The sequence below is a fragment of the Clostridioides sp. ZZV14-6153 genome (assembly GCF_020657855.1).
In the GTDB taxonomy this organism is placed as follows: Bacteria; Bacillota; Clostridia; order Peptostreptococcales; family Peptostreptococcaceae; genus Clostridioides.
Map to the genome: position 1 here is coordinate 52,368 of NZ_JAGWCZ010000013.1, position 12,592 is coordinate 64,959.

General features: G+C 28.4%; 12 protein-coding genes. All 12 read right to left on the reverse strand.

The window, feature by feature from the left end; all coding sequences use genetic code 11:
- Nucleotides 1-67 precede the first annotated feature (67 nt).
- The 12 genes from pepF to KGF46_RS15140 all read right to left on the reverse strand — a co-directional run bounded on the left by pepF (nucleotide 68) and on the right by KGF46_RS15140 (nucleotide 12,567).
- A complete protein-coding gene (pepF, locus tag KGF46_RS15085) occupies nucleotides 68-1,957 on the reverse strand; it encodes an oligoendopeptidase F (protein WP_227829092.1) in 1,890 nt (629 codons plus the stop codon).
- 350 nt (nucleotides 1,958-2,307) lie between these two features.
- The gene (gene spoIIE, locus KGF46_RS15090; protein WP_227829093.1) at nucleotides 2,308-4,680 is read right to left on the reverse strand and encodes a stage II sporulation protein E; all 2,373 of its coding nucleotides are present in this window, start codon (nucleotides 4,678-4,680) and stop codon (nucleotides 2,308-2,310) included.
- An 89-nt stretch (nucleotides 4,681-4,769) separates the two neighbouring features.
- Nucleotides 4,770-5,690, reverse strand: a complete 921-nt coding sequence (locus KGF46_RS15095; protein WP_227829094.1) for a Ppx/GppA phosphatase family protein — start codon at nucleotides 5,688-5,690, stop codon at nucleotides 4,770-4,772.
- A 112-nt stretch (nucleotides 5,691-5,802) separates the two neighbouring features.
- Nucleotides 5,803-6,087, reverse strand: coding sequence for an FtsB family cell division protein (locus tag KGF46_RS15100; RefSeq protein WP_227436281.1), 285 nt, complete (start codon nucleotides 6,085-6,087; stop codon nucleotides 5,803-5,805).
- Between the two features lie 5 nt (nucleotides 6,088-6,092).
- Nucleotides 6,093-6,623, reverse strand: a complete 531-nt coding sequence (gene yabQ / locus KGF46_RS15105) for a spore cortex biosynthesis protein YabQ (RefSeq protein WP_227829095.1) — start codon at nucleotides 6,621-6,623, stop codon at nucleotides 6,093-6,095.
- A complete protein-coding gene (locus KGF46_RS15110) occupies nucleotides 6,624-6,878 on the reverse strand; it encodes a YabP/YqfC family sporulation protein (RefSeq protein WP_003421411.1) in 255 nt (84 codons plus the stop codon). It abuts the gene before it with no gap.
- 61 nt (nucleotides 6,879-6,939) lie between these two features.
- The gene (locus tag KGF46_RS15115) at nucleotides 6,940-7,182 is read right to left on the reverse strand and encodes an RNA-binding S4 domain-containing protein (RefSeq protein WP_227436285.1); all 243 of its coding nucleotides are present in this window, start codon (nucleotides 7,180-7,182) and stop codon (nucleotides 6,940-6,942) included.
- A 71-nt stretch (nucleotides 7,183-7,253) separates the two neighbouring features.
- A complete protein-coding gene (locus KGF46_RS15120; protein ID WP_227436295.1) occupies nucleotides 7,254-7,532 on the reverse strand; it encodes an HU family DNA-binding protein in 279 nt (92 codons plus the stop codon).
- Between the two features lie 88 nt (nucleotides 7,533-7,620).
- Nucleotides 7,621-9,069 carry a nucleoside triphosphate pyrophosphohydrolase gene (gene mazG / locus KGF46_RS15125; RefSeq protein WP_227829096.1) on the reverse strand — a complete coding sequence of 483 codons (1,449 nt, stop codon included), beginning with the start codon at nucleotides 9,067-9,069 and terminating at the stop codon, nucleotides 7,621-7,623.
- 106 nt (nucleotides 9,070-9,175) lie between these two features.
- Complete coding sequence (locus KGF46_RS15130; RefSeq protein ID WP_227829097.1) at nucleotides 9,176-10,789, reverse strand: polysaccharide biosynthesis protein; 1,614 nt, start codon at nucleotides 10,787-10,789, stop codon at nucleotides 9,176-9,178.
- Between the two features lie 119 nt (nucleotides 10,790-10,908).
- A complete protein-coding gene (locus KGF46_RS15135) occupies nucleotides 10,909-11,448 on the reverse strand; it encodes a stage V sporulation T C-terminal domain-containing protein (RefSeq protein WP_227436300.1) in 540 nt (179 codons plus the stop codon).
- A gap of 123 nt (nucleotides 11,449-11,571) precedes the next feature.
- Nucleotides 11,572-12,567: a peptidylprolyl isomerase gene (locus KGF46_RS15140; RefSeq protein WP_227829098.1), complete on the reverse strand. Its 996-nt coding sequence runs from the start codon at nucleotides 12,565-12,567 to the stop codon at nucleotides 11,572-11,574.
- Nucleotides 12,568-12,592 lie beyond the last annotated feature (25 nt).

A 12,592-nucleotide genomic window follows, 5' to 3' on the forward strand; every position in this document is an offset into this window, starting at 1 on the left:
ACTTTAAACTTTTAGTATATTTTAACATTAATTCGATATATTTTCCATGTGGATTATAATAAATCTTTTATAATAGCTTTTCAAGTTCTGCTACTAAGCTGTCAAATTTTTTTATTGTATTTTCTATAGGTTTTGTATTAGTTAAATTTATCCCACTTCCTTTTAATAAGTCTATTGGATAATCTGAGCTTCCTTTTTTAAGAAAATTTATATAATTATCTGAGCCATTTTTTAGTATATCTTGGGCGAAACTCACTCCTGCACTACAACCTGTAGCATATTTATAGACATAAAAACTATTATAAAAATGTGGGATTCTTGCCCATCCGACCTTAGATAATTGGTCTAATTCATAGTTTTGCCCATAATACTTCTTAAGAAGTTGTCCCCAAGCATCGTTTAACACTAATGCATTTACACTTTTTCCTTTTTCTACTAATTCATGTATAGTTTTTTCAAATTCAGCATACATAGTTTGTGTATAAAGAGTATCCTTTATTAAGTCTAGATATTGTGTTATATAATAGGCTTTCTCTCCATTACTTTTAGATTCTCTTATAAGCATCTCATAAAGTAATGCCTCATTAGTAGTAGACGCAACTTCATGAGTAAATATAGATGGATTTGAATTAAAATAATTTTGATTCTTAGAACTTAAATATTCATATACAGCATGACCTAATTCATGTGATAAAGTTGAAACTGAGCCTAATGAATTATTATAATTTAAAAGTATATATGGATGATTTTCATAGACAGATAAGCAATATCCACCACTTACTTTATTTTCATGTGAATAAACATCTATCCATTTTTCATTAAACGCTTTGTATACCACATCATTGTATTCTTTTCCCAAAGGTGATAATGCTGAATATACTATACTTTGTGCTTTTTCATAGTTGATATTACTATCAACAGCTTTAACTATAGGTACAGACATATCATATGAGTGAACCTTATCCAACTTTAAGACTTTTTTTCTTAAGTCTATATATTTGTGTAAACTATCCATATTACTGTTTACAGTTCTTATTAAATTATTGTATACTTTTTCATCTACATTATCAGATTCTAAATACATTTCTAAAGACGACTCATAACCTCTTTCCTGAGAATAAAATATATTCTTTTTAACTTGGCCAGTAATCAAGCCCGCAATTGTATTTATATTATCATTATAAGTAATGAGTTCATCTTGATAAGCTTTTTTTCTATTTTCTCTATCTGGAGATTCCAATTCACTTGCATATTGAGCTGGTGTCAAATTAGTTTTTCTATCCATATTTCTAAATAATTCATATACTTGACTTGGAAGACTACTTATTGAAGACACTTTACTTAGAATATCTTCTGATTTATCATCCAAATAATGTACTTTATTTCTTCTTATATCTCTTAAATATACACCATATTTTCTATTTATATTTTTATTTGAAATAATCTTCTTATAATCTCTATTTGATAATTTTAATATCTCTAACTCTAAATCTGAGCAAATCCCCATATAGTCTCCATAAGATTTACCCATACTATCACTCATATCTAAATATTTATATGAATTTTTATTAGTATCTTGTTTTAATTTTACATAGGCAGAAAGTTTATTTAATCTTATATCAAGTTTCTCTTTGATATCTAACGCAAAAGACAAATGCGTTGGTGACTTTGTAACTTTACCTATGTAATTTTTAAGTTCTTTTGTATCTTTATTAAAACTCTTAAGTTCTTTTTTCCATTGGTCATCACTTTTAAATAGAGACTGTAAATTCCAACATGTTTTTTCATAATCTATTTCTTGTTTTTTTTCAGCATCATCTTCAGTATCATTATTCATGACAGTAATTGCTCTATCATTATTTTTTTGATATCCTTGGTCAGCTTTTATACTTATTATTAACATGCAAAAAATAGAGATAAATAAAGGTATTATTGCTTTGCACAATTTCCTATTCATAAAAAGCCATCCTTTCAATAAGTTTACTTAATAATAGGATGGCTTTTTTTAGATATATTATTCAATTATTCATACTATATAAATAAATATCGAATTAATAGTTATCCACATAATAATCAACATATTCACAGGCTTTACTTGCTTAGAAATTTAGTTATTTCAACATGAATCTCTTTTGATAATAGCTTTCATTTTTTCTTTTTTTACATTTTATTAACATTTATGCCATACTTATCAACAAATTTTGTTGATTTATACGTTTTTTTTGTTAATAACTTTACTTTTTTCAAAAGTCTATTAACATATTATACACAAGTTATCCACATATTATACACAGAAATTTATAAATTTTATTTTGTACATATTTTTGTAACTAGAACAGTCATGTCATCTTCGATTTGTAACGCTTGTAACTCCAATGCTCTATCTAATATTAAATTTGAAATTTCCTTTGGATTAGTAGTTTCTATATTTTTTAAGAAATATATTAACCAATTATCGCCTAAATTGTTATTTCTTCCTGCATCTACAATTCCATCAGAAACCATTATAACATAGTCCCCTTCCTTAACTTTTACATTTTTTCTATCAATCTTTACATCTGATAATATACCAACAGGTAAAGATGATGATGATATTAAATCAACTTCTCCATCCTCTCTTTTTATATAGGTAGAACATGCTCCCATCTTTATAGTTTCTAAACAACCTCGTTTTAAATCTAAAATACCTAAATCGAGAGTTGAAAACATTTCTTCTGAAGACTTTAATAACAACATATTATTTATAGTATCTATGACTATTTCATCTTTAATCTTTGCATCTATCATTTTTTCTAGTATATCAATAGTAGCAGAAGACTCTTCATAAGCTTTTTTACCCTTTCCCATACCATCGCTTATAGCCATCATATATTTGCCATCATTTATCTCCATATATGTGTAATTATCTCCACAAAGGATATGTCCATCCCTAGACATTGCTGAAACTTCTGTAACAGCCTTATATTTTTGAGACTTAACAAATGTTGCTTTACATTTACCTCCTAAACAGTGACATCCTATTTTTCTAACAGACATATTCTCTCCTACTAGGTCTGAAATTATATCTACAATTTTATTTTCACACATGCAACCATCGTTACAAGTCTTCTTTTCTATTGATATTTCAAATTCGCTGTTACTCTTTGTTAAGTAACTTACTTTATCAACAGTTATATCATATCTCTCTAATTGTTCATATATATTTTTTTCTTTCTCTATATCCAACATTATATCGCCCTCTAAGTCCTGAGACAGCGATTTAATTGATTTTGAAATACTTCTTATCTGGTTTGCTATTAATTTTCTACTTTCTGAAAACTTCACACTCCAATCATAATCTAATACAAACATTTTGTAATAGTGATTTGATATTTTCACTATTGATTCTGGCTTCATACATTCCTTTCTAAAATTTTTAGGTATATCGTTTACACTTAATTCTCCTTTCTCTTCAATTTTTTCAAGAATATTATATATCATAGTGTATGTATGATTAAATCTTGATTCCCAACACATTCTTCTCATACTACAACTTTTACATTCATCATTATGAATCATATCTATTACATTCGCTATGTCTCTTTGGTCTAACACTTTATCCTTTTCTCTTATCTTATCAAATGTATCTGCAAGGTCATCATAAGTTTTATATATACTATTTAATCGACTATTCGTTAAGTTTTTGCTTCTCATAATATAATCGTATACAATTTCATTTGAAGCTACATTACTTTTTATTAATTTTTCAATCTTATTGAATAATCTTTCTGGCAACACAAGCACTATCAAACACCCTAACAATATATCTCTTAGTTGCATCATGTTTGAAGTAATACCAGAAGTATATAGGTATATTATTGTCCAACTTAGAATATATCCTAATATACAGAAATATTTGTTTATCTTATTAAATGCACCACTTATTAATCCTGAAAAAGAATATATACCCATATAAATAGCTGATGTCATATTATTTAAAATAGATGCCACACCAATAATTACACCACTAGATGCTCCCATAGTAGCTCCACCTACTATTGAGGTCAGTAATATCAATACAGTTGACAAAATGGTCCTTATCGATATTCCAAACAAAGATATATCTCCTATCCCCATTATACTAAAGGTTAGCAGTAAACTTATTGATATGGCTTCTTCTGTCCGTACAGACATCCTATTGTTGACATTGGCCATTAAACCTATACCATAAGAAAATACATATATAGATATAAACATTATTATTGCTTCTACACCTGCAACAAGCAAATTATATACACACCTATCTGAAAAGAAAGCTTGTCCCATGGAAATTGGAAGTAATACTATTGCACCTATAAACGCCATTTTGGCAATTGAATCTAATAGTTTTAGTTTCTTATTTAATGCCATAAATATTGTAAGGCACACAGCATATTTTGCTACATTTCCAAAATCATTGAATGATAACAATATTCCTATTAATGTTGATATAAATACAGGTATCTTATACTTATCAATCTTTGATGCACATATAAAAAAGGCAATTCCTAAAGGAGCTACAGAGTCTACTATAATAGACCTACTAAGTAAAAATCCCATTACAGCGAATGCCGCCGTAGTAAAATCAATATATCCGCTTATTAATTTTATGACATTTGGTTTTACAGTTTTGTTCTTTACAACTGCTACACTTCTTTGCATAAAAAAACCTCCTCTTTTGTTTATATTAAGAATTGTAACAAAGAGGAGTAATTTTTTTTGTCATAATCGGTTCCAAATATCAAAAAATATTAATACATTTTTTTTGACTTTTGACATATTAGGCCTTCCAAATTATCGTATTCACTTACGGTTATTTCTTCTATTTCTAATTTTTCCATTATTATATTCAATATTTTTACACCAGCAGTTATAATATCCGCACGTTTTTCTTGTAGCCCTTTTAAGTTCTTTTTATCACTTAATGTCATCTTTATTAATTTTTGTAGAATTTCTTCTATTTCTTTTTTGCATATTTTACTGTTATGTATTTTTTCCATAGAGTAAATTTCTAATTCTTGATTCATTGCTGACAATGATGTGATTGTACCTCCTATACCTATAAGAGTTTTTAATCCCTTTTCTTTTATGTAATTTAAAGTCTCACTAATTTCATTATATATAAATGAACTCATAGCTTCAAACTCTTCATTTTCAATAATATCGTGTTTCAAAAATTTCTCTGTCATTCTAAGAGCTCCTACATTTTCACTTTTATTAAATTTAATTCCATCTGAATCACCTATAATAAACTCTGTTGAACCTCCTCCAATATCTATAACAATAATATCATTATCCTCTTGTATACCTTCTAAAACACCTTTAAAGCCCAAATTTGATTCTTCTATACCCGTAACTATATCAACATCTATACCAGCTTCTTCTTTTGCTAGTTTAACAAAGTAATCTCCATTTTTACTATCTCTAAGGGCAGATGTCCCCATACAATAAATATTTTCACATTTTTCATCATTACACTTGTCAGAGAATTCTTTTAATGCTTTTATATTTCTTTGAATCGCATCTTCCTTTATATATCCTTTGCTATCTACGCCTTGCCCAATTCTAGTTGTATTAACAAATTTTTTTCTATTTATAAGCTTTCCATCCACATAATCTACTATCAACAATCTCATTGAGTTCGTCCCAATATCAATAGCTCCTATTTTCATTATAAAATTCCTCCTTAATCAAAATAAAAAGTCATCCTTAAACTGAATGACTTTTTTATTTAATCTTAAATTTTAAAATCAATATTCTTGTAGACTTATTAGCCAGTTTTAATCAACGATTTATATCTACATAAACGGTTTCATTAGGCTTTACCATGTTTAATCTTTTTCTAGCTATTTCTTCTAAGTCTCCTTCATATGATTTTTCATCTTTCTTTAAGCTGTTTATTTGTATTTCAGTCTTTTTTAATTGTTTATTTAGACTTGCTATTTCTGTTTTATATTCTTTAGCTTTTTCGTACTCAAATACAAATCCTGTCATTATACTAAAAATTGATATTCCTAAAAATAAACTGATAACAATAATTTGTCCTGAAAATTTTTTTCTTAAGTTCATTTTTCCTACACCCTTTTTTTAGTTTTAGTTTTTTTCTTAGATTTTGATTTTTTCTTGTTTTTTGATTTTTTATTTGATTTTCTCTTTATACTTTTTTTTGTTGCCATAAATATGTTTGGTATATAAAATATAATATCAAATAGTAGGTGTAGTGAATAGATTATAACGTAATACAAATTGTTTAAAAAACTGACTATGTAGTGTGTAACTTTTTTAAAAGAATTCCTCACAAAACGAATTATTTTATTGATAATTGATAAAACAATTTTACTTATGGTGTTATAGTATAAAATAAAACCAATAAACAAAGCCACAAAATGGTAATATCTTAAATTAAAAAACTCTGTAAGGTTTATTGTTATAAATATTATAATGGTTGCCAGAAACCAAAACAATACATCAAAAATTATTGCAAAATAATTGATGAATTTAAAACTCCCTCTCAGGCCTCTATAAAAATCAAACAACACTCCTATGAGTATTCCACCATAAATAGTAGCGTAGAAAATACTTACATCTTGAGTAAAAGGTATCATCTATCTAAATACCTTTTTCAAAAAACTTTCTTGTGGCTTTTTAGGCTTTGCATATACCATAGAATTTATAGTTCCATCTATGCTAATTATATTTTCGTCTATACTTAGCTTGCTCATATCTAGGTTTTCGCCTTCAATTACCATCTCGCCTACAGAAGTTTTAAGCTCTACTCTTTTATCATTAAAAGAATATATGTGCTCGACTCCTGAAATAACCAGCTTTGATCTATCTTTCAAAGTTATGTTCTGTTCCATAATATCCCCCCAGTAAATATTTCACTAATACTACTATTAATATACTAGAGGACTATTAATTTTATTCTAAAATTTCGTACATTTCTTTTGCATCATTTTTTAATACATGCTCTCTTACTTCATTTATCTTAAACTTCATCTTCTTCTCTCCAAATTGTATTTCTAGTGTATCTCCAATATTCACTTCTGAAGAAGATTTAGCGACTTTTCCATTTATAGTGACAATTCCTTTATCACATGCATCTTTAGCAACAGTTCTTCTCTTTATAATCCTAGATACTTTTAAAAACTTATCTAATCTCATAATTATCACCTTCCTTAGCTCTATAGAAAAAGTGTGGTAAATTTATCCACACTTTTTCACAAGATTTCTAATTATCCATTTATTGTATCCTTTAATCCTTTTCCAGCTTTGAAAACTGGTGCTTTAGAAGCTGGTATATCTATAATTTGCTCTGGATCTCTTGGATTTCTTCCTTGTCTAGCAGCTCTTTCTCTTGTCTCAAATGTTCCAAATCCAACTAATTGAACTTTTTCATTATTTACTAGTGCATCTTGAACAGAACTCATAAATGCGTTTAACGCAGCCTCTGCTTCCTTCTTTGTTAATCCACTTTTTTCTGCCATCTTTGATACTAATTCAGCTTTATTCACGATATTTACCTCCTAAAAATGTTTATAATATAGACTCCTATCTTTCTGATAAAAGTTCTAGATTTTTGACAAATTTCCTTCCACAATTTTATTGTTTTTTAGCCTGATTCCAAAATTCATCCATCTCTTCAAGTGTCATGTCTTCTAATTTTCTATTTAAATTCATTGCACTTTTTTCTACAAACTCAAATCTATTTATGAATTTATCTGTAGTACAGTTCAAGGCTTCTCCTGAGTCTATGTCTAAAAATCTAGCTAGATTTACTATCGAAAATAATAAATCGCCTAGTTCTTCCTTTATGTATTTTATATTCCCGACCCTGTGTTCGTCAAGTAATTCCTGATATTCTTCTTCAATTTTTTTAAATACATCTTCTACATTGTCCCAATCAAAGCCAACAAGAGCTGCTTTATGTTGAACTTTACTAGCCTTCATAAGAGCTGGTAAATGTTTTGGTATTCTTCTAAGGCCATCTGTTACAGTGCTTTCGCCTTTTTCTTCTTGCTTTAACTCTTCCCAAGTTTTTTCAAACTTAGACATATCTAGTTTTACACCATTAAATATATGAGGATGTCTATGAATTAATTTTTTGCATATACCATTTACCACTTCTTTTAAATCAAAGTAGCCTTCCTCATTACCTATCTGACAATGGAATATAACTTGTAAAAGAACATCTCCTAATTCTTCTACCATTTCATCTATATCATTATTATCAATTGCATTACAAAGTTCATATGCTTCCTCTATAACAGAATTTTTTAATGATTGATGTGTTTGTTTTTTATCCCATTCACATCCAGATGGACTTCTTAATGTATTAACTATTATTTCTAAGTCATGTACTGTATTATACATCTTTTTAGAACTTTTGGGTATATATAAGCTAGTTAAATAGTCAAAAAAGTTTTCATTTCTGTCTAATTCACATAATTTTATAAACTTTTTACTTTCTAAATCTTTGACACCTGCTCCATTTACTATACATATTTCTTGATTATAGTCATAATATTCCATAAGTTTTAACTTTACATTTGATGCTATAAATTTATCATACACTTGAGTTATTATCATACTTGTATCTAAATCTATGTATGAGTTTTCTATCTCAAAAGCATCTATCAATTTAAATCCATCAGATGGGTCTATAGCTAAATAGTTAAACATAGCGTCTACAAAGCTCATAGAAGGTACTATCTCCACTTTTATGTGCTTTTCATCGGCAAGTCTCTCTATTATACTTACAGTCTTTTCTGCGACCCTTGGATGACCAGGAACCGCATATACTAAATCACCTTTTGTAGATTCTTCTATAATAAATTCAGATATTTTTAAGTAAACACTCTCAAAGTTTTCCTCATTTTCATAAAAGTAATCTAAAGAAGTGTATTGTATAGTTTCTTTAAGTTTATCAATTATTGGATGTTTCTCTGTTCTAAAAAAGACTCTAGGGCTATTTTTTAAAGATTCCAGTACACCTTGGCTTATAAGAGAATAGTCTCCTGGTCCAAGCCCTACAATACTTATCTTACCCATAACATCACTCCCATTAGCAAATTTCACTTTATTTTTGTATTATTATACAAATAAGGAGCTTTACTATTTGTATAGTATTTCCTTTATTTGCATATATATTCCTATATTATCTTATAAGTTTAACTTTTTTTAACAATTTATATAATTTATCACCTTTTGGCATAGTTAATATCTCTTCTTTTTTAATTCCGCCTATTCCAAGAATAACTACTACATATACAATCCCACCAACACCTATTGCGATTATTGTAGACAGACTATTGCCCAATAATCCAACTAAAGCACCATAACTCAACTTAACCATTATAAACATTGTCATAACTGTTATAAATGGTTTTATTATAAATTCCTTCTTAGGAAATTTTACATTCATATATTTTTTAACATATAATAAGTTAATCATAGCTGCCACAAAGTATGCTGTAACTGTTCCAAAAGCTGAACCTAATACATTGATATCTGGTATACCTGTCAATGTGTAACTTATAACAATCTTACATAACATACCCACACATAGAGCAATTACGGGAACTATTGGTTTTCCCATTCCTTGAATTATACCTGTTAATGTTTGTATTAATCCTAGGAACAGTACACATGGAGTAAGAGTAAACAAGATAGTTCCTACAGATGATGGCTCATGTGGAAATAAAAGACCCATTATTGGTATCGCTAATGATGCCATACCAAACGCACAAGGTAATACTATAAGCAAAGTCACCTTAACAGCATTTTTAGTATCTTTTCTAGCCTTTGATTTATTACCTAATGCATATGCTTTAGAAATAGCTGGAACTAAGCTCATACTCATTGCAGTTGTTATAACGGCTGGTAAATTTATTGTTGCCATTGCCATACCTGTCAATTGACCAAACATTGAATTTGCTACTTTATATGTAAAGCCTGCTTCCATAAGTCTTCTTATTACAATAACATTATCTATCATATTTACAAGTGGCATTACTGATGCACCTATTGTTATCGGAATAGCAACTGTTAAAAGCTTTTTAAAGATATAAGAAACTTGTTCATCCTTGAACCTTTGACTCGCATCTATCTCAGCTCTACGTTCTCTTCTTCCTAACATATAAGCAAACATCAGATAAACCATAGATGCTACTGAACCTATTGTAGCTCCTGATATAGCACCTGCTGCTCCTAAAGTTTGCCCAAAACTTTTCATAAGTAGGTAGGCCAAAGTAAGACCTAATACAACTCTAAAAAATTGCTCTGCAACTTGAGACACAGCAATCTTAGTCATGTCTTGTCTACCTTGAAAATATCCTCTATATGCTGACATCGCTGGAACAAATAATAAAGCTGGAGCAATAGCTTTCATAGAGTACAATGCACCAGGATTTTTCATTATGTTTGTTACTATGTAGTCGGCCCCAAAAAACAATATACAAAATGATATTATACCAGTTATAAATAAAACTGTATGCGATACTTTAAATATCTTATTTGCACCTTTATAATTTCCAATAGCAACTTTTTCCGAAACCAATTTTGCCACAGCTGTTGGGAATCCAGCAGTAGCTAATGTTAAAAATAGAGTGTACACAGGATAAGCAGCCTGATAGTATCCCATTCCTTCTGAACCAATCATGTTCCCAAGGGGAATTCTAAAAAATCCACCCATTATTTTTACGATTACACCTGCTAGCCCAAGTATAAGGGCTCCTTTTAAAAAGGAGTCTTTGTTTTTGTTATTGTTCATAACATAACCTCCATACTGTTTATATAACAAACTTTAATATACCATATTTTTAATGCTATATTCAATATTTTAAACAAAAACTTCAAAAGACCTTCACGTAAAAGGTCTTTATGATAAAATTATTGAACTTGTTTTCCTAAAAAGTTAGCAGCTATTTTTAAAGATTTTTCTTCACTTTCTGCAATTGTATCTTTATCTTTTGAAACAACTACAATCGAACCTATACAGTCACCAGATGCACTAATTATAGGCATAATAACTTGACTAATATATTCCTTTTGGTCTTCTTTAAATAAAGGTAAAATATTTTTATCTTTTGAGTATTTTACTGTTCTTTCACTTATTATTGCTTCTAACTCATCACTTATACTTTTTTCTTTATAATCTTTTTTAGGAAGTTTAGATACAGCTATTATAGAATCTAAATCGGTTATTAATACACCATATCCTAATACTTCTGCTAATGTTTCAGCATATTCTTGGGAGAATTCATTTAATTCTCCTATTGGAGAGTATTTTTTAAGTATGACTTCTCCATCTTTTGCTGTGAATATCTCTAAAGGATCTCCTTCTCTAATTCTTAATGTCTTTCTTATCTCCTTTGGGATAACTACCCTTCCAAGATCATCTATTCTTCTAACTATACCTGTTGCTTTCATATTTTTTAATCCCTCCATAAATTACTTTAAGTTTATTTTTACCATTGTTAAGAAAAATATACAAAAAAAGCTATATCTTCTCCAGATATAGCTTTTTTAAGCATATTACTATTTTTTTAGTTTTTAGATTGTGATTGTATTTATTACTTTTTCATCTTTTTCTACTTTAGCTTCTTTAGTTAATTTTTCTATTTTCTCTTGATATTTGTTTTTTAATAATTGATCTTTTATAGTTTCTTTAGAATCTTCAAATGGGGTTTGTTCATTTACTTTGTCTGTTACTTTGATTATATGGTATCCATATTGAGTTTCAACTAAGTTAGATATTTCACCTTTTTTCATAGAAAATGCTGCTTCTTCAAATTCAGCGACCATTTGACCTCTTGAGAAGAATCCTAATTTACCACCATCACTTGCTGAAGCATCTTGTGAATATTTCTTTGCAACCTTTGCAAAATCTTCACCTGATTTAACTTCTTTAAGGGCTTCTTCAGCTTTTTTCTTAGCTTCTGCCTTTTTCTCTTCTGAAAGTGGTTTATTGTTGTCATCTACTGTTTTTAATAAAATATGAGAAGCTTCTACCTCATCTTTTTTGAATTCATCTTTATGTGCATCATAGTATTTTTTCATTTCTTCATCTGATATTTTAGTTTCTTTAGTAAAATTAGCTTGATAGTTTTGCATAGCTAAATCTTTTTCTTGTTGGTCTTTTAAAAATGTATCATCTATACCTAATTTTTCAAGTTGTTTTTTATAATTTTCATCTTTACTCATAGCATCTTTTAAATCTTTAAAACTTTTTTCAACATCTTCTTTTTTAGGAAGTAAGTTATCTTTTTTAGCTTGTGAATATATAACTTCTGTAGTTATAAGTTGTTCAAGAATTAAGTCTTTAAACTTGTCCTTATACTTTACTCCTTTTTCAACTTCTTTGTCCCAGATGTCTTTTCCATAAGTTTGTTCCATAGAATCTTTGTAAAGAGCTATAGTTTTTTTAAATTCATCTGATGATATTTTTGTACCATTTACTGTTGCTACAGTTCCATCTGTGCTTGCGCTACAAGCTGTTATTGATACTACAACTATCATAGCTATTACTAACGTTATTACTTTTTTCAAATTTAAAACATCCCTTCTTAAATTT